The sequence below is a fragment of the Dehalogenimonas alkenigignens genome (assembly GCF_001466665.1).
Taxonomy (GTDB): Bacteria; Chloroflexota; Dehalococcoidia; order Dehalococcoidales; family Dehalococcoidaceae; genus Dehalogenimonas; species Dehalogenimonas alkenigignens.
The window spans coordinates 1,208,757-1,229,285 of the sequence record NZ_KQ758903.1; the positions used below are offsets into that span (position 1 = coordinate 1,208,757).

Sequence of the window (20,529 nt, forward strand, 5' to 3'; positions counted from 1 at the left end):
TCCTGCCGTGACCTAGGATTTGGGCAGTTCTTCAGCCATTATTTTATCGCGGTAATCGGTTACCTGCCGGCAGAGCGGGCCGCCGCATTCGGGCATGATGCCTGTTTTCCTGGTTCTTTTCTTGGTCCCGGCCTGTGTCCCGGCGTCGGCGCTGAATCTGGGGTAGCTGGCACAGCGGGCTGAGCCGTCCGGGTAGACCATTATGGTGATCTCTTCTCCCACGGCGTCGCATTTAACAGTGGTGGCAGTTACCTGCCAGTCTGGCTGGGGCATGGCACGCATTATATCACACCGACGTTTGCCGTAGGAATTGTGCTGCGAGCTAACGTTTGCCGGGCAGAAGCGTTATAGATATTGAAAACATTTTCATAACTGGCTATGGAAAACGCTGTGAAACGTACCGGATCAAACTCTCAACAGGCAATCGCTGCGCCGGTGGCGGACTTTGAAAACAGCGTGTCAGCAATGATCGGCGGGCTGCTGGCGTTCGGTCTGGCGCTCGGCGGTTACACCCTGGGATATGCCTCCCCGGCGGTACAATGGATCTGTACCGGCGTCCTTGGATTGCTCGGTTCAGTTCTATTGGGGTCGGGGCTGCGGGGGATCCTTAAGAGCAGGCGCTAAGTCCGCTATTTGTCTTCAACCATCGGAATTCCGGTACCCGTCGCCCGGGCGATGATCTTTCCAGCCGAGGTGGCAACCCGGATTTCAGCCATCACGGCGCGCCTGCCGGCTTTGATTACCTGGCACTCTGCCTCAAGTTCGTCGCCTGGTTCGGACGGATTCAGGAAGTGGGTATTGAACTGAGCGGCGACGGTCGGATATTTTACGGAATTAACCGCGTAGCCGAAAGCGGAATCAGCCAGCGTCATGATGATTCCGCCGTGTATCGTGCCGACAAAATTACAGAATTCGGGCTTGACACGCAGCCGCACCCGGGCGAATCCCTCGGCAATTTCAACGAGCTCGATTCCCAGCACCCGCCGGGCCGGTTCCGCCGCGGCCGCCTGAAGCATCCGCTGGATGTTTTCCTGGCTCACGAACCAGCGCCTTGTTCCAAGATCCGGTACACAGCCTTCATGTCCAGCGAATTCCGAACCAGATCGGCCAGAGCGTCATAGTGTTTCTCTTTATCCAGCGGTGCGTCGTAGGTACGCTCTGGAATTCCTTTGCGCCGCCGCAGATTGTTTAGCAGCCCCCGGCGGAAACCATGACTCTGGAAAATGCCGTGAATATAACTGCCCATAACCGTGCCGCTTTCGTTGATACTCCCGTCCGCATAGTCGGCCGCGCCGTCCTGGGTCAGAGTGATTTGAAACGGCTGGTGACGGCTCTCGGTCCGGCCCATATGGATCTCGTACCCGTATATTGCCTCTCCCTTGAGGCCGGCCAGCAATCCGCGATCCTCGGTGATGACACCTTTGACCTGGGTGGTAGCCTTTTCACGGGCAAAGGTTGTCTCGGCTTCAATCAGTCCCAGGCCTTCAACCGTGTCCCGGTCGGATTCAACGTGGTCCGGATCATGAATCAGGCGCCCCAGCATCTGGTAGCCGCCGCAAGCGCCGAAGACCGGCGTACCAGCCCTGGCTTTCCGGACAACAGCGCCGGCGACGCCGGACTGAGTAATCGCCAGCAGATCGGGCACCGTGGTTTTTGAACCCGGGATAATAATCAGATCGGGATCGCCTAACTCCTCCGGGCGGCTTACATAACGCAAATTGGCGCCGTCTTCTTCGAGCGGATCGAAGTCGTCGTAATTGGAAATCCGGGGACTGCGTATCACCGCGATTTCCAGGTCGGCGCTGGATTGGCGGTTGCGCCGCTCATCGAGATATACAGAGTCCTCCTGTGCCAGTAAAATGTCACGGTAATAAGGCACCACTCCCAGGACCGGTAGGCCGGTACGCTTCTCAAGGAAATCATTGGCGTCTTTAATCAGGCTGACATCGCCGCGGAATTTATTGATGATGAAGCCCTTGACCAGTTTGCGTTCATCTTCATCGAGAAGTTCCAGCGTACCGACCAGAAAGGCATAGACGCCGCCGCGGTCGATGTCGCCGCACAGCAGCACCGGGGCCTCAGCCAGCTTGGCGATGCGCATGTTGGCTATCTCGCGAGGTTTGAGGTTGATTTCCGCCGGGGAGCCGGCTCCTTCGATAACCACGATATCGTATTTTTGTCTCAGGTAATTCAGGGATTCCTCGACTTTTTCCAGCAGGAAAGAAGTGTGCTGGTAATAATCCTTGGCTGAGGTAGTTTGATAGACCTTGCCGTGGAGCACGATCTGTGACCTTGAGTTTGCCTCAGGTTTAAGGAGCACCGGATTCATATGTATGCTGGGGGCGATGCCGGAAGCCTCGGCCTGCATCGCCTGGGCGCGGCCGATCTCGCCGCCCTCCGGGGTCACAAAAGCGTTCAGCGCCATATTTTGCGACTTGAATGGAGCCACTCGGTAGCCGTCCTGTTTGAAGATCCGGCACAGCGCGGCGACCAGGACGCTTTTACCGACATTGGACGAGGTACCCTGTACCATGATGACTTTGGCGAGGTTGACCGATGCGTTCGTTTCCATGTCAGCTATTATAACAACTGGATTGTTTCAGGGCTATCTGCATAACCCGTCTTCGGGTTTGCTTTACAAAGCGGCACCCCGAAGCTAAAATATCCTCGTTCATGCGGGTGTAACTCAGTTGGTAGAGTGCCTGCCTTCCAAGTAGGTTGTCGCGGGTTCGAGTCCCGTCACCCGCTTAGTACATTGTATTGTGACCAGTAAAACATTGCCGCTGCCAGCTGGCGTTTTTCGTCTTCCCCGGTTCCCCATTTTTTCAGGGGCGTCCGTGGCGTGTCTATTAAATACAGGCGTGGCTTGATTGGATAATTACGCTCTTTTCCTTCTTGACGAGACTGGCTTTATAGAGTGCAACCAGAAAGCCGAAGAACTCTTTGGGGCAGTCCGGGAAGAGCTTATCGGCCGCACCCCCAGCGATTATTCTCCTCAGAGGCAGCCTGACGGGCGTATATCCCGGGACAAAGCCCGGGAGAAAATACGCGCCGCCATGGACGGCGCTCCCCAGTTGTTTGAATGGAAACATCTTAAAGCCGACGGCACGTGCATTGACACCGAAATCAGCCTGAACCGCATCGGGGACGGCGACCGGCGGATAGTCATGGCGATCGTCCGGGATATCAGTGACTTGAAAAAAGCCGAAGAGTCACGTCTTGAATCGGAGCAGATGTTCCGTTCCATCGTTGAGAACTCCCATTCCGGCATTTTTACCGTCGATGAAGCCTTTACCATCACTTACGCCAATGATATGGTCAGTTTATTGCTCGGACTTCCTAATGACCGGATAGTCGGGCGTGATTTCCGGGAGTTTCTTGATGAAGAAAGCGCAAATCTCGTGGTTGACAACTACCTGCGCCGTCAGCGGGGCGAAAGCTTGCCCGCAAGATATGAGTTCAATATCGTCACCGCCTCCGGTGACAGGCGCCGGGTCGAAATAAGTTCAAATATGATCCGGGATACCGCCGGCCGCCTGAAGACCGTGGGCCAGGTCCTGGATGTGACCGACCGGCATCGCGCCGAGGATGCCCTCAGGCGGGCGCAGGAAGACCTTGAATCAAGAGTTATCATACGTACCCGCGAGCTCCAGCACGCTAATGTCCGTCTTGAGGCCGAGATTTCCCGGCGGGAGCAGATCGAGCAGGCTCTGCGACGGAAAGAACTTAAATACCGGCACCTGGTGGACAGCGGGAATGCTATTATCCTGGAACTGGATACTGCGGGCCGGATCATTTTTTTCAACCATTTCGCCGAACGTTTTTTTGGGTACACCGAATCCGAAGTCATCGGCAAGAGCGTCGTCGGCACGATCGTACCGGCCAGGGATTCAGCCGACGCCGATCTTGAAGCCATGATCCGTGACATCATCCATCGGCCTGAAGACTACCGGCTCAATGAAAACGAAAACATGAAAAAGAATGGCGACCGGGTTTGGGTGGTTTGGACCAACCAGCCTGTTTATGATGAAGCCGGGAATCTAAAGGAAATACTTTGCCTGGGCATTGACAGGACTGAACAAAAAAAGATTGAAGATACTCTGGCCGTTCAAACGCGGCTGCAAGCCGCCATGGAGGAGCGGGCCAGACTGGCGCGCGACCTGCATGATGCCGTCAGCCAGACCCTTTTTTCGGCCAGTATCATCGCCGAGGTGTTGCCCCGAATCTGGGACCGGAGCCCGGACGAAGGTTTTCGCCGGCTCGAAGAGGTGCGGCAGCTGACCCGGGGCGCCCTGGCTGAGATGAGGACGCTGCTCTTCGAACTTCGGCCGGCGGCTTTAGCCGAAGCAGAATTGCCCCAGCTTCTAACCCAACTCGGCGAATCGGTGACCGGCAGGGCGAGACTGCCGGTTAACGTCTCCATCACGGGCGGCTGCGAGCTGCCGGCTGAGGTGAAAATCGCCCTCTACCGCATCGCCCAGGAAGCCCTCAATAACGTCGTCAAACATTCCGGGGCGACGCTGGCTGAAGTCTCGTTGTGCTGCCAGGGCAGCGGCATCGCCCTGTCCGTAGCTGACAACGGAAATGGTTTTGACGCCGCAGCCGAACCCCAGGGACGTTTAGGTTTGAGCATCATGAAAGAACGCGCCGCGAGTGTCAACGCCGGGATTACCATTGATAGTTCTCCTGGGAAAGGCACCGAGGTTACGGTAAACTGGCCGATGAACAACCCGGATGACCCGTTCGGTGACCCTCGCAAAAACAACTGAAAACTATCCTTTCGGCTAGGGTAAATCCCCCCATTAGCCCGATACCGCCCGGCCGGTTTTCGAGTATCATAATTGCAAGGCCTACTGTTACCTGAAAGGCAGCTGCATGCATTTTGTGATCGCTGACCGGCAGCATAGCACCAGGTCCGCATTGAAACTTTTTCTCGGACAATACCCCTCGCTGGAATTTGCCGGCGAATCGGGAGACCTTGAAACGACTATCAAACTCTCCGCCCAGCCAGGTGTCGGTTTGGTCCTGATCGAATGGGAAATACTGGGCCCCAACCAGAAGGACAGCATCGCTAAAATTAAGGTTACCGGGAATCCGGCGGTGTTGGTTCTTGGCTGTTGCCTGCAGCGCAGCCTGCCGATCGATGCCGGCGCCGATTTCTATATTTCCAAGACGGATAAGCCGGACCGGCTGGCCTCCATCATCCACCAGATTCAATCACAAGCCAGGCAATAGTATTGAACCGGTCCGGCGCCTCTCATTTGCCATCTGCCCAGCCCTTGCATATTTATCAGGCGTCGCGTACTATCCGCCATAGGGATGATGACGGCATGATGACCAAGCGTGATCGTATCAAAGCTTCTATCGAGGGCAAGGCAGCAGACCGCAGCCCGGTAGGCTTCTGGAGGCATTGGCCGGGTGATGACCAGTCACCCGGTTCCCTCGCAGGTGTCGCACTTGCGTTTCAACGCCGCTATGACCTGGATTTCATAAAGCTCCCGGTGTCATCTGTTTACTGCGTAGAGGACTATGGCATCACCCATGCCTACAAAGGCAGCATCATGGGCGACCGTGAATACCTGACGCGTGTTGTCGTTAATGCCGGTGACTGGCTGAAGCTGGAGCCTCTGGACATTAACCGCGGCACGTATGGATGGCATCTTGAAGCGTTAAAGTCTTTGATCCAAGATAAGGATGAACACACTCCGGTGATCGTGACCATGTTCCATCCCCTGGCCATGGCCGCCTACCTTTCAGGCGATGATACACTGATCGCCCACCTGCGGCAGCACCCCTCAGCTGTTCAGGCTGCTTTAAACGCGCTCGCGGAAACCTCAGCCCGTTTCGCCCGGGCCTGTATCGAATTGGGAGCCGACGGGATTTTCCTTTCGGCCCGGTTCGCCAGTCACGAATTGTTGAACGCCGCAGAATACCGGCGTTTCGGGCGTCCTGCCGATCTTAAAGTATTGAATGCCGCTTCAAAAGGTTGGTTCAACGTTCTGCATCTGCACGGTCCGCATCCGATGGTGCACGAATTAGCAGACTATCCGGTTCAGGCGCTGAACTGGCACGACCGCACTTCAGACATCAATTTGAAGCAAGCCGCCGGTTGTTTCGCCGGCGCTCTGATGGGCGGCATTGAGCAGACCTTGATGGCGCAGGGAACGCCGGATCAGATCGCTGCCCAGGCCCGCGAAGCCATCGCCGCCATGAACGGACGCCGGCTGATATTGACGCCGGGATGCACTTATTCGCTGGCCGTACCGGAAGCTAACCTGATGGCGGTGCGCCGTGCGGTTGAAGAGCTGCCGGAATCATCAGCCGGATCAGCATAAGGGTTTCTTCGCCGGCAAACCGCTGCGGCGGGGATATTCAGGAGGCGTGAGCGAGGATTTTGCCGCGACAATGAGTTTGCGTTCTCCGCCCAGAATTTGCGCGTCGATTTCGACAATCTGGCGCAAATCACCCCCTAATATACGGAGAGCAAGGCCGGCGGCATCGGTTTCTGCGGTGATATCCCCCTTCTTCCAGGCTACAAAGCGGCCGTTCAGGGCGCAGAAGGGCAGGCATAATTCGCATAGAACATTCAGCGGAGCCAGCGCTCTGGCGACTACCAGGTCATAGCGCTCACGGTGTTCGGGCTGACAGGCCGCGTCTTCAGCCCGGGCGTTTATTATCGCCACGTTCTTGAGTTGAAGCTGCGCCGCGGTCTCGGTCAGGAAAGCGGCTTTCTTCCCGGTCGCTTCGAGCAGGGTTAGCTCAATCTCTGGGAAAGCAATCTTCAAAGGAACGCCCGGGAAGCCTGCTCCCGTGCCGACATCGATGACCCGCCGGCCGTTGAGGCTGATGCCTGCAGCCGCAATCGAAAGGGAATCCAAGAAATGGATGGATTGGACGGCTTCATATTCGATCACGCTGGTAAGGTTGATCCGGCTGTTCCATTCCGCCAGCAGTTGAAAATATCTTTCGAATTGTTCCAGTTGGCCTTCACTCAGCTCGATGCCAAGCCTGGAAGCGCCCTGTTTAAGAATGGACAGATTCATCGGCGGATTATAGCATTTTTTGGCCACTTTGAAGCCGTTGTGTTATGCTAATGACACCAGACCGCTAGGGGTGCGCAAAGCTGAGAGTCCTTCAGCTGAAGGACAACCCTGGCACCTGAACTCGATAATCCGAGCGTAGGGAAGGCGGTATAATATGACAACACAACTATCGTGCGCCCGGGACGGCGTTATTACCCCTCAAATGGCGGCAGTCGCCGTCGCGGAAAATGTTACTGCTGAGCATATCAGGGAAAGCATCGCCTCCGGCGTTACGGTCATCCCGGCTAACAACGGGCATGCCAACCTGCAGCCGCGCGGGATCGGCCGGGGTCTGCGAACCAAAGTCAACGCCAACATCGGCACTTCCCCTGATTGCGCCGACGTTCAAATAGAGCTGGACAAGCTGGCCGCGGCGCTTCAGGCCGGCGCCGACGCTGTTATGGATCTTTCGACCGGCGGCGATTTGACCGCCATCCGCCGTGCCATTCTTAACCGCTGCCCGGTTCCGCTGGGCACCGTGCCGATTTATGAAGCCGGTGTCCGAGCCCGGGCGGAGCACGGTTCAATCATCGAGTTGACCCCTGAGGGCCTGTTCGATGTCATCCGCGGCCATGCTGCGGAAGGCGTGGACTTCATTACCGTACACTGCGGCGTCACTTCAGGGGTGATTCAGAGGTTAAAATCCCAGGGCAGGGTGACCGATATCGTTTCGCGGGGCGGCGCATTGATGGCCGGTTGGATGGTCTATCATAACCGAGAAAACCCGCTGTATGAGCAATTCGATCGTTTGCTTGAAATCGCTCTGGAGCATGACGTCACCATTTCTTTGGGCGACGGGCTGAGGCCTGGCTGCCTGGCCGACGCCACCGACCGCGCTCAGATTGAAGAACTGCTTGTTCTTGGTGAACTGGTCGATCGTGCCAGGCAGGCCGGCGTCCAGGTTATGGTTGAAGGTCCCGGTCACGTCCCGCTGAACCGCATTCAGGCTAATATGGAGCTGCAGAAGTCAGTGTGCCGCGGCGCCCCGTTTTATGTCCTCGGGCCGCTGGTGACCGACATCGCGCCGGGATATGATCACATTACCTCAGCCATCGGCGGCGCGCTGGCTGCGATGTATGGGGCCGACTTTTTATGCTATGTCACTCCGGCTGAGCACCTCTCGCTGCCGGAACCGGAAGACGTGCGACAGGGGGTTATCGCCTCTCGTATCGCCGCCCATGCCGCCGACATCGCTCGGGGTCTCCCCGGCGCCGCAGACTGGGATCTTAAGATGGCCCGGGCGCGCAAGAACCTCGACTGGGAATCCCAGGCTAATCTTTCGATTGATCCCGAGTTATCGCGCCGGCGGCACGCGGCTCGACAAACCTCCGGAGCCGCCTGCACCATGTGCGGTGAATTTTGCGCCATGGAAATGGCGGAAAAATACCTCGGCATTCAGACCGCCCGATGCGAATAGACCGAGCTTAAGGCAAATATTTGGATTCAGCTTTCAAAATTGGCAGATTCCTCGATATTGATTTTCGTATCCATTTCAGCTGGTTTCTCATTTTCATACTGATGGCTGTCTTCCTGGCCCGGGATGTGTTTCCAGGCGCTGTTCGCGGCGAGAGCACCCTCTCTTACTGGCTTATGGGAACCGGCACCGCTTTCCTGTTTTTCATGTCTGTTCTGGGTCACGAGTTAGGACATACTCTGGCCGCCAGGTCAGCCGGAATTCCCATCGGCGGCATAACCCTGTTTTTGTTCGGTGGAGCGGCCCAGATGAATCGAGAGCCGGCCTCGGCGGGCGCCGAACTGAAAATGGCCCTGTCCGGCCCCGGCGTCAGTCTGCTGCTGGCAGCTTTATTCTGGGCGGCTTATCAAATATGCCTTGGTTCCCTGAATACCCTTGCCGCCATGTCCCTGTGGCTTTCACAGATAAATTTGATCGTCGCCGGGTTCAACCTTCTGCCCGGATTTCCCCTTGACGGCGGACGGGTGCTTCGCGCCTTATGGTGGCGCTTAACCGGCGACCACCTCCGGGCAACCAGGGTATCTGTAGCCTGCGGTCGTATCACCGGCCTGGCGATAGCCGCTGCTGGTATCTTCGTCCTCGTTCAAAACCGGGACTGGCTGGCTGGGGTCTGGCTTATCCTGATAGGCGCTTACCTTGAATACTCCGCCCGTCTCAGCCTGCGGCAGTTTAATCTCCAGCAGTGGATGAAGGGGCGGAAAGTCTCGGAAGTCATGGAAACCCGCTGCCGGGAAATACCGCCGGAGACTACGGTGAGTGAATTACTCGTTGATCCCGGTATTGAACGCTGCCTGTTGGTTAAGCTCGGTGACCGGCAGGGTGTGGTGTTCGCGCCAACCCTTTCAGCTCATTCAGGCACAGCCGGCCTGGGCCGCATCGCCCTGCCGGTTGACGGCGCCCTTCAGATCTCACCCGGTGATGACCTCCTGGTGCTGGCGCAGCAAATGAACGAAACCGGGCGTGATTACGCAGTGGTTAAACAGGACGGCCAGACGGTCGGCTTCGTCTTTCTGGACGCACTGATCGACTTGGTAAACAGCTCAAGAGGCGGAAACACCTGAGCAACACTCTTTGCTCCATGCGCAGTGGCGGTATATACTTGGATTTGGCCATTGAGCAAAGCATACTTTGCTTTCTAAAATAACCAGCGCTCGAGAGGAACGAATGACAGAAATCCAAAATGATCGTCCGGCTGATCTGACGGACGCCGCGGTTGCCTACCTCGGCTCCTTGTCTTCCGGAAAACGTGAGGCAGTGACGCCGGCGGTGATGAACTTCGTCAGATGGTATGGGGCTCACCAGAGTATTGACAAAATTGCCCCGCCGAAGCTCGGCGAATACGCGGAAAGCCAGCCCTCAGGTGAAGACGGCGCCGCCAAGATTAAGGCTGTACGAGAAATGCTGGCTTATGCTGCCCGTCAAAATTGGATTTCATCGGAAATGTCCGGTCACCTGAAAGTCAGAAAAGTTGTCGCCAGGGTCAGGTCGGCCAATTCTCGCCCGGCTGTTGAGAAGCTGGTTCTTACAACTGAAAAACAGGCAGAGATGACGGCGGAGTTGACCGGGTTAAAAGAGCGCCGGGTACATGTCATTGATGATATTAAACGCGCCGCAGCGGACAAGGATCTGAAAGAGAACGCGCCCTACCACGCCGCCCGGGAAGAGAAAGCCCGCCTGGACGGCAAGATCAAAGAACTGGAAACTCTCCTTAAGCATGCCGTGATAGGTGAGCAGGAGTGTGCTGCCGGAACTGTGGCTGACCTTGGCCGTAAGGTCACTCTGAAGGAAACCGCGTCCGGTGCTCAAAGAACCTATCTACTGGTAACACCTCGTGAAGTAAACCCCAAGACCGGCCGGATCTCTCCGGTATCACCCATCGGTAAAGCCATCATGGGGCGGTCGGCGGGTGAAATCGTCGAGGTTGTCGCACCGGCATGTACCGTGAAATATCTGATAGAGTGCATTGAATAAAGCAATTAGTCTCGATCGGAGGCGGCATGAGGTCATCATTCAAGATCGGGCGCATTCTGGGTATCGAGATAGGTATTCATGTCTCGTGGCTCCTGATATTCGCCTTTTTGACCTGGTCGCTTGCCGCCAGCTACTTTCCTTCCATTCTCCCCGAAGAAAGCCCCGCGACTTACTGGTTGCTCGGGGCTGCCTCCAGCCTTTCGCTATTTGCCTCGGTCCTGGCTCACGAGTTGGGTCACTCGGTAGTCGCCCGGCGTAACGGCATACCGGTAAAAGATATCACCCTGTTTATTTTCGGCGGCGCGTCCAATATCAGCAAGGAAGCCGATACTCCCGGCGCCGAGTTCCGCATGGCGGTGACGGGGCCTCTGATCAGTTTCGCTTTGGCGGCCATATTCTACTTTGCCTATTCCGCCGGCGGGCCGGTCGAGACCGCCTTGAGCGCTGTCACCCTTTATCTCGCCCAGATAAATTTGATTTTAGGCATTTTCAATTTACTTCCCGGATTTCCTCTCGACGGCGGCCGGGTATTCCGGTCGCTGGTCTGGAAGATAACCGGCAACGTCACCAAGGCGACTCGAATTGCGGCCTCAACCGGTCAGGTAATCGCTTATTTGTTTATCTTCGGCGGCATCGCCTTAGCCTTCAATGTCGGGATCAGCGGCTTGTGGCTGGCTTTAATCGGCTGGTTCTTAGCCTCCGCGGCTTCGGCAAGCTACCAGCAGTCTCTGCTCTCCGAGGTCCTTAAAGGGATTAAAGTGAGCCAGGTCGCCAGGCTGGATTTACACACCATTGCTCCGACATTGACGGTTGAGTCCGCTTTGAATGAGATGCTGGAGAAGCGGCAGCGCGCCTTTCCGGTAGTTGAAGGCAGCCGCATGATCGGGCTTTTAAGTATGACCGATATTAAACGCTCTCCGAGACACACCTGGTCGTCTGAGACTGTCAGCAGTATCCTTACGCCGATGAATGAAGTTAAGACCGTTTCCCCTGATGACGACCTGGCGGCGGCTCTTGAGCTTATGCAAGGCGGAGGATTCAACCAGTTACCGGTTCTGGAGGGCGGCGCGCTGCGCGGGATGCTCTCCCGCGCTGACCTGCTGAACTATATTCAGATTAAGCAGGAACTCGGCCGTTAGGGGAAATTGACACCCCGGTGCTTCTGTAATAACCTTATCGGCATATTGAATCAAGGAGGATTCCTGTGGACAAGACCTCTACCGGCCTTCAAGAAAACGTCGCCGGGTTGCTGTGCTATCTTGGAACCTGGATAACTGGCATAATTTTCCTGATTATCGAGCCAAAAAACAGATTTGTGAGATTTCACGCTTTTCAATCAATAGTCGTCTTCGGATTTATTCAAATCCTTGGGTTGATACTGAGTGGACCGTTTGCGCTGTTTAATTTACTTTTTGCCTGGCTTATATGGGTTGCCGGAATAATACTCTGGATTGTTCTCATGGTGAAAGCCTATCAAGGGCAGCGCTACAAACTGCCGGTGGCCGGGGATATCGCCGAAAGCCTGCTTGGCAAAGGTTAGGCTTAAACTAACTGGCCTCCGCGCCCATTTCAGGAGACGGTCCGTCGGTTTGGAGAAGTGTCTCGGACAGAACGAGAGTTATTTCCCCACGTAGATGATGTGGTCCTTGTTCACCGCCACGAAATCAGCGTGTTCAAGCCCGCCTTGAAGCGCCGGGTTGAAAATCACGTCGGTCACCGGGATAAACTGGTCGCTCCGGTTGAGAGCGTCCTGAAGTTCTTCCCACATTTCACTGTGCATATTGCCAGTCAGTGTTGTCTGGGCGAGGCTGATGGCCGCCTGGACAGGTTTTTTGCGCCGGATCGGGTAGGCAGCGCTTGGCGCCGCCGCGGACTCGCTTTGTCCTTCGCCAACGAACAAGATGTTACTTTTGCGGATGAACGCGATATCCATGCGCCGGGGTTCACCAAGAGAAGACACCACTTCGGCTTCAACGAGGGTCAAGAAATCTGAAGTGGGCTGCAGCTTGCCGCTGAATCCGCCTTTGTTCAAGGCGTCCAGAAGCCGCTGCTGCTGCTGGCACAGGGTATAGCCGGAAAATAATCCGTTGGTTGTTTGGATAAAGATCTTAAGCTTGCGGAACCGCCCGGAATCCAACCCTGAAACCGGCATTCCTGATGACTGTTTTTGTTCTTCCATCATCTCTCTCTAATAGTTAGCTGATACCTCTGTTCACGCCTATCGCCACCGCGGATATTATCGCGACCAGACCGCCAGTGACCAGCCCGGCGATTCCGGCGGCATACTGGCGCCGCCTGACCGCTGCTGTCAGACCGAAATACACCCCGCAAAAAGCCAGAATAAGAGCCAGCCAGAGATAAAAAGTCCCTCCGGCCAGCAAACCCGCCAGCAGCCCGATAAAGCTGGTAATAGCAGATGCCAGACTGGCTATTCCCATCAGACTTTCCCGGATGACGAATTCCGCCGCCCGGCGCCCCGGCACCTTTTCATGGATGAACCTTTACTCCTGTGGCGTCGCCAGCATGTAGCCGACGCCGTGTTTGTTCAGAATAATCTTGGGATTGTCTACATCGGCCTCAATTTTCTGCCGGAGCTGCCGGATGTAGACGCGCAGCGCCGCCACGCAGTCAGGATAAAAATCGTTCCACAGCGCCTCAGCCAGGGCGGCGTAGGTCACCACCGCGCCCGGGTGTTGTATCAGCTTGCTCATGATAATTTCTTCGGTCCTGGTCAGCGGGATCTCCCGGTTATGGTAATGGAGGATTCCGGTTGATGGAGACAGCCGCAATTCGCCCGCGGCCAGAGTCGAGTCCGGCGCCGGCGTGGCCGATCTCCTGAGCAGCGCCTTGATTCTGGATAAAAGTTCCATCTGCCGGAACGGCTTTACCAGGTAGTCGTCGGCCCCGGCTTCAAGCGCTTTAACGATGTCGAATTCGTCCTTTCGGGCGGTCAGGATGATGATGGGGTAATTGGCAAACTGCCTGATGCCTTTGAGGACCTCAAAGCCTGAAATATCGGGCAGCCCCAAATCCAGAATGACTAAATCCGGCTTCAAGTCCCTGGCCTGGGACACCGCCTGGGTTCCTGAGTCGGTGGACAAAAACTCCACGTCCGGCCAGCGCATGCGGAACGCCCAGGCCACTGAATCGACAATCTGGGCGTCATCCTCAACCATGAGTACTTTCATACACTTCCTCTATCTGCGGCCGCCGGCAGCGCCAGGCCGAAGGTCGCGCCATGTCCCGGTTCGCTCTCAACCCAAACGCGGCCGCCGTGAAGTTCGATGATCATCTTTGACAGCGCCAGTCCCAGGCCGAGCCCGGAGAGCTTTTCGCCGCCGCTTTGGGGCACCCGGTAGTACGGCTCAAAAAGTCTCTTCTGCGCTTCGCTGCTGATGCCCGGTCCGGAATCTTTGACCTCAACCCGCAGTTCGCCCGGAACGGCGTATGCCTTGAGTGTGATCTCGCCGCCTTTTGGCGTATATTTTACTGCGTTGGTGAGGTAATTATAAAGCACCTGACGCAGCCGGTCCTCATCGAGCCTCACCTTAGGCAAGTCGGCCGCCACGTCAACGATCAGTGATTGGTGTTTGCGGGCCGCCGCCGCTTTGAGGTTGTCGGCCATCCCGATTAAAAGCGGCCTGGCGTCGCCCGGCGACGGCGCGACGGTGAGCATGCCCACCTCGCCCTTGGCTACATCCAGAAGCTCATCGGTGCGCCGGTCAAGGTTCTGGGCGGCGCGATGGATATTTTTAGCCAATTCCTGGCGCGGATCCCCTGCCAGATCATCAACGAACAATTCGGCCGAAGCCAGCATCGCGGTGAGAGGTGTTTTGAGCTCGTGCACCAGGGCGCGGTTGAAATCGGCGCGGCGGTGGATCTCGCGGTCGAGTTCTTCATTCAACAGTTTAAGTTCAGCGGTACGCAGCGCCACCTCGTTCTCCAGCAGGGCTTTCTGGCGCGCCACCGCCCGCAGCCGCAGGTAGTAAACACCATAGGCGATCAGAACGCCGATGGCGGCGGCAACAAAATTGACCCACCAGTTGGCAGGCAGCGGCGGCAGTTCGATGCCGGGGTCGTCTGAAGGCTGCGACGATACCGCCCCGGCAGCGGCGGAGGGCAAACCGGTTGTTGCTGCCGTTGGAACCGCCGGGCCTGCTGAAAATAACAGCAGGCAGCCGGCAACGATTAAAATAAGGGAACATAAGCGGAGGAGCCTGCTGCGGGTCGGCATAAGGCATTTTAGTATATTGAGAATCTAACGGCAATTAAAAAGCGGCTCCGATTTTCCCGGAGCCGCTTCCTTTGGAGATGATTTATTTTCTATCCCAGGCCGATACGGCCCATGAAGGCGGCCAGGTCGCCGAGCCGGGTGGAGTAGCCCCACTCGTTATCGTACCAGCCCAGCACCTTGACCATATTGCCGGCCATGACCATGGTGCACGGCGCGTCGATGATGCAGGATGCCGGGTCTCCCTTGAAGTCGGAGCTGACCAGTTCTTCTTTGCAGAAGGTCAGGACGCCTTTGAGCCCGCCGCCGGCGGCTTCTTCCAGCGCCGCGTTGACCTCCTCGGCGGTGACGTTCCGCTTTACAATCGCTGTCAGGTCGGCGATGGAAACGCTGCCCACCGGGACCCGCAGCGAGATGCCGTGGATCAACCCCTTCAATTCCGGGATAACCTGGGCGACCGCCTTGGCGGCGCCGGTGGTGGTGGGGATAATGTTCAGCGCCGCGGCGCGGGCGCGGCGCAGATCCTTGTGGTAAATGTCCAGCAGGCTCTGATCGTTGGTGTAAGCATGAACCGTGTTGATCAGCGCTTTCTCGATGCCGAACTTGTCGTTAATGACCTTGACCATCGGGGTCACACAGTTGGTGGTGCAGGAGGCGTTGGAGATGACCGCGTGATCAGCCGGCTTGTAGGCCTTCTCGTTAACGCCCATGACCACGGTCAGGTCGGCGTTGGCCGAGGTGGTGGAGATGATGACTTTTTTGGCGCCGCCTTCCAGGTGCAGCGCCGCCTTGGCCCGGTCGGAGAATCGGCCGGTGGACTCGATGACGATATCGACGCCGTAGTCGCTCCAGGGGATCCTGTTGGGTTCCTTTTCGGAGAAGGCACGCACCGTCTTGCCGTCGACGGTAATGATTCCTTCCCCCGCCTCGACAGTGCCGGGATAGGCGCCGTAGCTGGTATCATGTTTCAACAGGTGGGCGTTGGTGGCGGTGTCGGCCAGGTCGTTGATGGCCACCACCTCGAGTTCATTGGCGTGATACTTCTTCATGGCGCGGAAAGTCAGCCGGCCGATGCGCCCGAAACCGTTGATGCCGATGCGGGTTACCATGAGGGATCCTCCTTATTTTTCACTTTCAATACTGGGTGGGAACCTGAATCAGAAATCATCCGGATTTTTTGAATCTGAGCATATCCATAAAAGCTTCAAGTCTTGTCTTAAGATGTTGGGAAAGACCGAAATCGGCGTTGCCCTCGACGGTTAAAATCGGGATATCCAGTTTCGACCGCAGTATTATATCACCGATGGCGCGGTGGCAAAACGATTGCACGTAATGAATAATCCCGTCCAGCCGCCGCTCCTTCACCGCCTTGCCGATGTCGGCAATCCGGTGTTCCGTGGCGTAAGGGTAGGTGTAGCGGCGGTATTGTTCGGTCAGGCTTTTAACCTGGTACGGCATCGAAAACTGCCGCTGGATCTCGTTGAAAACCACCCGGCCGCCGCATTTTTCCAGAAACGGGTACAACTCGGCGGCGTAGACCGGCGGCACGCCGGCGAAACCCAGGCGGATCTCGTCTGAAGGAAAGGCCGGGCGGTTCCGGGCCAATTCCACGGACGTTCTCAGATCAATGAAATAACGCTCCGTATCCTGATTGAAATCTGATGCTGAAACCAGCCAGTAATGGTTCTCGCTCCCGGAGACTGTATTCTCCTGCCAGGTCAGCCGGTCGATTTCGGAGGCTAGCTTCCTCACCGGCACCAAGCCCATTCTGACAGCCTCGGCTTCAGCGGCTGTTGTTCCCAGTTCCGCGGCCAACTCCCTGATAGCCCGGGACATCCGGCCAGTTTCCGGCGCCGCCGGGTAGGCGAAGGGGATAGTCTTAATGCCCTGGTGCCGAAGCACCTCCATCAGCATCAGCGTATTGGAGCAGTCGCCGCCGGTGACGCAGATGACCTCTTCGATACCACAGCGGATAGCCGCGCCGTAAATACCCTTGATCCAGGCGCAGGTATTGAGCGGAAATCCGGCTTTCTCGGCCACGGCGATGAGTGACGGCGGGTCGGCATCGCTGACGAAGAGGTTGTTGAGATCCGCGGGGACGGCGCCAGCCGCCAGAATGACCTCGACAGGTACGGTGGTGGTGATGCCGATGCGTTTCACAGCGGGCAATTATACCTAATTCCACCGGTCGTGTCTTTCCGGCCGGACGATGTTTGGGCCTTTAGACCCATCCCATTGATATTTAGCCGTTACACCGTTGTATAATCTCTTTTGTCGAGCCAGAATCTGTTCGCCGGCAAGAGTCGGAAAAATTTCCGAGAGGTAAGAGAATGGAGTTCGCCGAGGTTATTTCCAGCCGTTACAGCGTCAGGTCATACCGCCCGGACCCTGTGCCCGATGACCAGCTGCGAAAAGTACTTGAAGCCGCCCGGCTGGCGCCGACCGCCGCCAACCGGCAGCCATTTAAAGTTCTGATTATCCATACTGAAGGCCGGGCAGCTGAACTCCAGGGCATTTACCCCAGCGAATGGTTCACTCAGGCGCCGGTTCTCCTGTGCGTCTGCGCGCTGCCTGAGCGGGGTTGGGAACGCCACGACGGCAAGAATTATGCCGAGGTCGATGCTGCCATCGTCATGGACCACATTATCCTGGCGGCCACCAGTCTCGGCCTGGGCACCTGTTGGGTGGCGGCCTTTGATGTACCCACTGCCCGAAAAGTCTTGCGCATACCTGATGAATGGCAGCCCATCGCCTTCACGCCGCTGGGGTATGCCCACAGCCAGCTGCGGCCTAAAACCCGCCGCCCCCTGTCCGAACTGGTCGTCTACGACCGCCCGCCGCGGTAATCGGTTCTTCAGAGTGAGGATACTGTATTTTGCTCGCGATTGACGTTTTTGATAGCCGGAAGCGATTTCGATGAAGAAAAATGCCGCTATTCTTGCCGCCGGGCTAGTGCTCATCATTTTTCTTGTTTCGGCTTCGGCGTGCGCTGACCGCTATCCCCCCGGAGCTGAAGTGCCCCTGAAGGGCACCATCTGGGTGCTGGAGGAATTCGGCGATCCCGGGAAATTAAACTCGCCGATTAGCGGGACCAGGATTACCATCAGGTTCGATCCCGATGGTAAACAAGTCGGGGGCTCGAGCGGCTGCAACACTTACGGCGGCGGCTATGTACTTTCGGGGCAACATGGTCTGGATGTGAAGGACATTATCCAGACGGAGATCGCTTGCGGCGGCGGCATCAACGCCCAGGAGGCCGCGTATTTCAACATTCTGATCGCGGTGACCTCGTTCGACCTGGAACACCGCCGATTGACACTCTCGGGTCCCCGGGGAATCCTCGTCTTTGAGCCTTAATGGGTTAACTGATTCTGAACGCCGCCGCTCCGGTGTACCGCGCTTCGGCTCCAAGTTCCGCCTCAATAGCCAGCAGCCGGTTGTACTTGCAGGTCCGCTCGCTGCGGCAGGGTGCGCCAGTCTTGATCTGGCCTGTCGCCAGGGCTACCGAAAGGTCGGCGATGGTGGTGTCCTCGGTCTCGCCCGAACGGTGGCTGACTATGGTCGTCCAGCCCGCCCGGTGGGCCATCTCGATGGTGGCGATGGTCTCGGTCAGGCTGCCGATCTGGTTCAGCTTGATTAAAATCGAGTTCGATGACTTCTCGGCTAGGCCGCGCTTAAGCCTCTTGATGTTGGTGACATAAAGATCGTCGCCGACAAGCTGGACTTTATGGCCGATCCTCGCGGTCAAAGCCTTCCAGCCTTCCCAATCGTCTTCGAACAAGGCGTCCTCGATGCTGATAATCGGATAGTCGGCTGCCCATTTGGCGTAAAATTCGATAAGTTCGGCGCTGGAAAGCGCCCTGTTCTCTCGTTCGAGGACGTAACGGCCCTCGCGGTACAGTTCGGAGGCCGCTGAATCGAGGGCAATGGCGCACTCCCGGCCTGGGGCGTAGCCCGCCTTCTCGATAGCCTTGATGATGACCTCGATAGCCTCGGCGTTGGATCGGAGCGAAGGGGCAAAGCCGCCTTCGTCCCCGACATTGGTGCCGTAACCCAGTTTCTTGAGCAAACTCTTCAGGGAGTGGTAAATCTCGACGCCCATGCGCAGGGCATCAGAGAAGGTTGGCGCGCCCACCGGGGCGATCATAAACTCCTGGAAGTCGGTCGAGTTAGCGGCATGCCGGCCGCCGTTTAAAATGTTTAGCAGCGGCACCGGCAGGCTGTAAGGACCGGCCGGATTGAGGTATCTGAAGAGAGAAACGCCCTGGGAGTTGGCTGCCGCCCTGGCCGCCGCTAGCGATACCGCCAGTATGGCGTTGGCTCCCAGGCGGCTCTTATTCTGGGTACCGTCAAGCGCGATCATCGCCTCATCGAGAGCTTTCTGGTCGGCGGCGTCTTTGCCGGCCGCGGCTGCGGCTATCTCGGACTCGATATTGCGCACCGCCTTGAGAACGCCCTTGCCGCCGTAGCGGCGGGGGTCTTCGTCCCGCAGTTCGACCGCTTCATGAGTCCCGGTACTGGCGCCGGAAGGCACCGCCGCCCAGCCCGTGGTTCCGTCGTCGAGGGTCACCGTGGCCGCCGCCGTCGGATTGCCGCGGGAGTCCAATATCTCGTGTCCCTTGATGCTCCTGATAACCGGCATGTTAATCTCCTTTAATTTGTCATTCCCGCGCAAGCGGGAATCCACCGGGGAGGGATCCGGGGATATGTAGCGGCACAGCATGCCACGGCCATCATTCCGCCTTTTCCTCGATCCTGGCGATAGCCAGCCGCACCGCCTCTCTGGCATTGTCGACTCTCAAGATGAAATCCGCTTCCTCACTACGCCGTGACATCTTCCAGGTGTCGATGCCGATGACCGGCAGTCCGGAGATCCGGGCATAGGCGATCTCCGACAGCGTGCCGTAGCTGCCGCCGATGGCGATTACCGCCTGGCCGCTTTTGGCGACGATAGAATTACGGGTAAAACCGAGTCCAGTCACGATGGGTATCTGGACGTATGGGTTGGCCGACTCCCGGTGTTCGCCCGGCAAAATGCCGATAGTCAGCCCGCCGGCATCCGCCGCGCCCTTGCAGGCTGCCTCCATGACCCCGCCCAGACCGCCGCAGACCACCGCCGCGCCGGCTCTGGCAAGTTCGCCGCCGACTTCCTCGGCGATTCTCAGGTCGGCGGCCGAGGCTTTCGACCCGCCGATGACAGAGATGAAGTATTTAGCTTTCATGCCGGCGGATTATAACACCCGCTCCCCACTTTGAAAAAGGGAGAATTAGGAGACTATTGCCTGTGACTGATCCATGTCTTCACTCTGCCGGTTTTTTCCACTGCGATGTGCGGCTAAGCCATCCCGTGTTCAGGAGTGAGCGATTCTCTGAATGCTCTCAGCCCTCAATCCTGCCAGTATCGGTGCCATCCTTCGAAATGGCTTTTTAAGCTGAATTGGTGGGAAAGTGGGATTGTCCCACTTTCCCACCGGAACGCTGCCTCGTGAGGCGGCTACTTTATCCGGAACATCGAGCTAAAAATATTCGGTGAAAAACGACAGGAGTCGCTTGACAAACATAAGAACGTAGGTGCTATAATACCGTCATCATCTCACTTACGCCAGTCTGTTCCTCAGGAGTTCAACTCTCTTCGCTTAGAAATTCCCGGCTGGGTGTTGGTCCCGGTCGCGGCCGGGCTCGCTTCCATTCGCGGTTAATGTTTGGTTTGAAAGTAAAATGACAGATGTTTTTAACAAATCAGCGCGTTCGGCCAACCGGCGAATTGCCGG

The 20,529-nt window shown here is 57.1% G+C and carries 23 protein-coding genes, 1 tRNA gene and 1 riboswitch; of the genes, 12 read left to right on the forward strand and 12 right to left on the reverse strand.

Going from position 1 to position 20,529, the window contains the following annotated elements; translation table 11 throughout:
• Positions 1-12: 12 nt before the first annotated feature.
• Positions 13-273, reverse strand: a complete 261-nt coding sequence (locus tag DEALK_RS06355; protein ID WP_058440069.1) for a hypothetical protein — start codon at positions 271-273, stop codon at positions 13-15.
• A 117-nt stretch (positions 274-390) separates the two neighbouring features.
• Here DEALK_RS06355 and DEALK_RS06360 point away from each other — a divergent pair, with 117 nt between their 5' ends.
• Positions 391-624 carry a hypothetical protein gene (locus DEALK_RS06360; protein WP_133240195.1) on the forward strand — a complete coding sequence of 78 codons (234 nt, stop codon included), beginning with the start codon at positions 391-393 and terminating at the stop codon, positions 622-624.
• 5 nt (positions 625-629) lie between these two features.
• Here DEALK_RS06360 and DEALK_RS06365 read toward each other — a convergent pair whose 3' ends face one another.
• Positions 630-1,040 carry a PaaI family thioesterase gene (locus tag DEALK_RS06365; protein WP_244881588.1) on the reverse strand — a complete coding sequence of 137 codons (411 nt, stop codon included), beginning with the start codon at positions 1,038-1,040 and terminating at the stop codon, positions 630-632.
• A complete protein-coding gene (locus DEALK_RS06370; protein ID WP_058439435.1) occupies positions 1,037-2,572 on the reverse strand; it encodes a cobyric acid synthase in 1,536 nt (511 codons plus the stop codon). The genes DEALK_RS06365 and DEALK_RS06370 overlap by 4 nt, the downstream gene beginning before the upstream one ends.
• Before the next feature lie 103 nt (positions 2,573-2,675).
• Between DEALK_RS06370 and DEALK_RS06375 the strand changes: the two genes are divergently transcribed.
• From DEALK_RS06375 to DEALK_RS06390, 4 genes are all read left to right on the forward strand, one after another.
• A tRNA-Gly gene (locus DEALK_RS06375) sits at positions 2,676-2,748 on the forward strand.
• A 122-nt stretch (positions 2,749-2,870) separates the two neighbouring features.
• On the forward strand, positions 2,871-4,769 hold the full coding sequence (locus DEALK_RS06380) for a PAS domain-containing sensor histidine kinase (RefSeq protein ID WP_058439436.1): 1,899 nt from the start codon (positions 2,871-2,873) through the stop codon (positions 4,767-4,769).
• Positions 4,770-4,875: 106 nt separating this feature from the next.
• Positions 4,876-5,235, forward strand: a complete 360-nt coding sequence (locus DEALK_RS06385; RefSeq protein ID WP_058439437.1) for a response regulator — start codon at positions 4,876-4,878, stop codon at positions 5,233-5,235.
• Between the two features lie 95 nt (positions 5,236-5,330).
• Entirely contained in the window at positions 5,331-6,335 is a 1,005-nt protein-coding gene (locus DEALK_RS06390) for a uroporphyrinogen decarboxylase family protein (protein WP_058439438.1), read from the forward strand.
• On the opposite strand, the gene rsmG is transcribed toward DEALK_RS06390, so the two are convergent.
• Positions 6,327-7,043, reverse strand: a complete 717-nt coding sequence (rsmG, locus tag DEALK_RS06395; protein WP_065128836.1) for a 16S rRNA (guanine(527)-N(7))-methyltransferase RsmG — start codon at positions 7,041-7,043, stop codon at positions 6,327-6,329. The two genes, DEALK_RS06390 and rsmG, sit on opposite strands and share 9 nt — an antisense overlap.
• A gap of 56 nt (positions 7,044-7,099) precedes the next feature.
• Positions 7,100-7,203, forward strand: a riboswitch (TPP riboswitch).
• On the opposite strand from rsmG, the gene thiC reads away from it, so the two are divergent.
• The 5 genes from thiC to DEALK_RS06420 all read left to right on the forward strand — a co-directional run bounded on the left by thiC (position 7,198) and on the right by DEALK_RS06420 (position 12,067).
• Positions 7,198-8,499: a phosphomethylpyrimidine synthase ThiC gene (gene thiC / locus DEALK_RS06400; protein ID WP_058439439.1), complete on the forward strand. Its 1,302-nt coding sequence runs from the start codon at positions 7,198-7,200 to the stop codon at positions 8,497-8,499. (Overlaps the previous riboswitch by 6 nt.)
• A 20-nt stretch (positions 8,500-8,519) precedes the next feature.
• Positions 8,520-9,617, forward strand: a complete 1,098-nt coding sequence (locus DEALK_RS06405) for a site-2 protease family protein (protein ID WP_058439440.1) — start codon at positions 8,520-8,522, stop codon at positions 9,615-9,617.
• Positions 9,618-9,720: 103 nt separating this feature from the next.
• Positions 9,721-10,527 (forward strand): transcription elongation factor GreA, encoded by an 807-nt coding sequence (gene greA, locus DEALK_RS09815; protein WP_058439441.1) that lies wholly within the window; start codon positions 9,721-9,723, stop codon positions 10,525-10,527.
• 26 nt (positions 10,528-10,553) lie between these two features.
• The gene (locus tag DEALK_RS06415; RefSeq protein ID WP_058439442.1) at positions 10,554-11,666 is read left to right on the forward strand and encodes a site-2 protease family protein; all 1,113 of its coding nucleotides are present in this window, start codon (positions 10,554-10,556) and stop codon (positions 11,664-11,666) included.
• A 65-nt stretch (positions 11,667-11,731) separates the two neighbouring features.
• On the forward strand, positions 11,732-12,067 hold the full coding sequence (locus tag DEALK_RS06420) for a DUF4870 domain-containing protein (RefSeq protein ID WP_058439443.1): 336 nt from the start codon (positions 11,732-11,734) through the stop codon (positions 12,065-12,067).
• A 78-nt stretch (positions 12,068-12,145) separates the two neighbouring features.
• On the opposite strand, the gene DEALK_RS06425 is transcribed toward DEALK_RS06420, so the two are convergent.
• From DEALK_RS06425 to DEALK_RS06450, 6 genes are all read right to left on the reverse strand, one after another.
• The gene (locus DEALK_RS06425; protein WP_133240193.1) at positions 12,146-12,706 is read right to left on the reverse strand and encodes a DUF6812 domain-containing protein; all 561 of its coding nucleotides are present in this window, start codon (positions 12,704-12,706) and stop codon (positions 12,146-12,148) included.
• A gap of 16 nt (positions 12,707-12,722) precedes the next feature.
• Entirely contained in the window at positions 12,723-12,965 is a 243-nt protein-coding gene (locus DEALK_RS06430; protein WP_133240192.1) for a hypothetical protein, read from the reverse strand.
• A gap of 63 nt (positions 12,966-13,028) precedes the next feature.
• Positions 13,029-13,715, reverse strand: a complete 687-nt coding sequence (locus tag DEALK_RS06435; RefSeq protein WP_058439446.1) for a response regulator transcription factor — start codon at positions 13,713-13,715, stop codon at positions 13,029-13,031.
• Positions 13,712-14,761, reverse strand: a complete 1,050-nt coding sequence (locus DEALK_RS06440; RefSeq protein WP_083496383.1) for a sensor histidine kinase — start codon at positions 14,759-14,761, stop codon at positions 13,712-13,714. The genes DEALK_RS06435 and DEALK_RS06440 overlap by 4 nt, the downstream gene beginning before the upstream one ends.
• An 89-nt stretch (positions 14,762-14,850) precedes the next feature.
• The gene (gene gap, locus DEALK_RS06445) at positions 14,851-15,867 is read right to left on the reverse strand and encodes a type I glyceraldehyde-3-phosphate dehydrogenase (RefSeq protein ID WP_058439448.1); all 1,017 of its coding nucleotides are present in this window, start codon (positions 15,865-15,867) and stop codon (positions 14,851-14,853) included.
• Positions 15,868-15,922: 55 nt separating this feature from the next.
• Positions 15,923-16,918: a 2-hydroxyacyl-CoA dehydratase family protein gene (locus tag DEALK_RS06450; RefSeq protein WP_065128724.1), complete on the reverse strand. Its 996-nt coding sequence runs from the start codon at positions 16,916-16,918 to the stop codon at positions 15,923-15,925.
• A gap of 170 nt (positions 16,919-17,088) precedes the next feature.
• Here DEALK_RS06450 and DEALK_RS06455 point away from each other — a divergent pair, with 170 nt between their 5' ends.
• Positions 17,089-17,604 (forward strand): nitroreductase family protein, encoded by a 516-nt coding sequence (locus tag DEALK_RS06455; RefSeq protein ID WP_058439450.1) that lies wholly within the window; start codon positions 17,089-17,091, stop codon positions 17,602-17,604.
• Between the two features lie 70 nt (positions 17,605-17,674).
• On the forward strand, positions 17,675-18,115 hold the full coding sequence (locus DEALK_RS06460) for an META domain-containing protein (protein WP_058439451.1): 441 nt from the start codon (positions 17,675-17,677) through the stop codon (positions 18,113-18,115).
• Positions 18,116-18,119: 4 nt separating this feature from the next.
• Here the strand turns inward: DEALK_RS06460 and eno are convergent, their stop codons facing one another.
• Entirely contained in the window at positions 18,120-19,400 is a 1,281-nt protein-coding gene (gene eno / locus DEALK_RS06465) for a phosphopyruvate hydratase (RefSeq protein WP_058440072.1), read from the reverse strand.
• A 91-nt stretch (positions 19,401-19,491) separates the two neighbouring features.
• Complete coding sequence (locus DEALK_RS06470) at positions 19,492-19,980, reverse strand: TIGR00725 family protein (RefSeq protein WP_058439452.1); 489 nt, start codon at positions 19,978-19,980, stop codon at positions 19,492-19,494.
• Positions 19,981-20,529: the final 549 nt, after the last annotated feature.

What these genes read in the sequence shown, in the direction of transcription:
- greA (WP_058439441.1), top strand. Translation starts at nt 9,721, where the DNA reads ATGACAGAAATCCAAAATGATCGTCCGGCTGATCTGACGGACGCCGCG.
- DEALK_RS06430 (WP_133240192.1), bottom strand. Translation starts at nt 12,965, where the DNA reads ATGGGAATAGCCAGTCTGGCATCTGCTATTACCAGCTTTATCGGGCTG.
- gap (WP_058439448.1), bottom strand. Translation starts at nt 15,867, where the DNA reads ATGGTAACCCGCATCGGCATCAACGGTTTCGGGCGCATCGGCCGGCTG.
- DEALK_RS06370 (WP_058439435.1), bottom strand. Translation starts at nt 2,572, where the DNA reads ATGGAAACGAACGCATCGGTCAACCTCGCCAAAGTCATCATGGTACAG.
- thiC (WP_058439439.1), top strand. Translation starts at nt 7,198, where the DNA reads ATGACAACACAACTATCGTGCGCCCGGGACGGCGTTATTACCCCTCAA.
- DEALK_RS06435 (WP_058439446.1), bottom strand. Translation starts at nt 13,715, where the DNA reads ATGAAAGTACTCATGGTTGAGGATGACGCCCAGATTGTCGATTCAGTG.
- DEALK_RS06455 (WP_058439450.1), top strand. Translation starts at nt 17,089, where the DNA reads ATGGAGTTCGCCGAGGTTATTTCCAGCCGTTACAGCGTCAGGTCATAC.
- DEALK_RS06440 (WP_083496383.1), bottom strand. Translation starts at nt 14,761, where the DNA reads ATGCCGACCCGCAGCAGGCTCCTCCGCTTATGTTCCCTTATTTTAATC.
- DEALK_RS06390 (WP_058439438.1), top strand. Translation starts at nt 5,331, where the DNA reads ATGATGACCAAGCGTGATCGTATCAAAGCTTCTATCGAGGGCAAGGCA.
- rsmG (WP_065128836.1), bottom strand. Translation starts at nt 7,043, where the DNA reads ATGAATCTGTCCATTCTTAAACAGGGCGCTTCCAGGCTTGGCATCGAG.
- eno (WP_058440072.1), bottom strand. Translation starts at nt 19,400, where the DNA reads ATGCCGGTTATCAGGAGCATCAAGGGACACGAGATATTGGACTCCCGC.
- DEALK_RS06470 (WP_058439452.1), bottom strand. Translation starts at nt 19,980, where the DNA reads ATGAAAGCTAAATACTTCATCTCTGTCATCGGCGGGTCGAAAGCCTCG.
- DEALK_RS06385 (WP_058439437.1), top strand. Translation starts at nt 4,876, where the DNA reads ATGCATTTTGTGATCGCTGACCGGCAGCATAGCACCAGGTCCGCATTG.
- DEALK_RS06460 (WP_058439451.1), top strand. Translation starts at nt 17,675, where the DNA reads ATGAAGAAAAATGCCGCTATTCTTGCCGCCGGGCTAGTGCTCATCATT.
- DEALK_RS06355 (WP_058440069.1), bottom strand. Translation starts at nt 273, where the DNA reads ATGCCCCAGCCAGACTGGCAGGTAACTGCCACCACTGTTAAATGCGAC.
- DEALK_RS06425 (WP_133240193.1), bottom strand. Translation starts at nt 12,706, where the DNA reads ATGGAAGAACAAAAACAGTCATCAGGAATGCCGGTTTCAGGGTTGGAT.
- DEALK_RS06415 (WP_058439442.1), top strand. Translation starts at nt 10,554, where the DNA reads ATGAGGTCATCATTCAAGATCGGGCGCATTCTGGGTATCGAGATAGGT.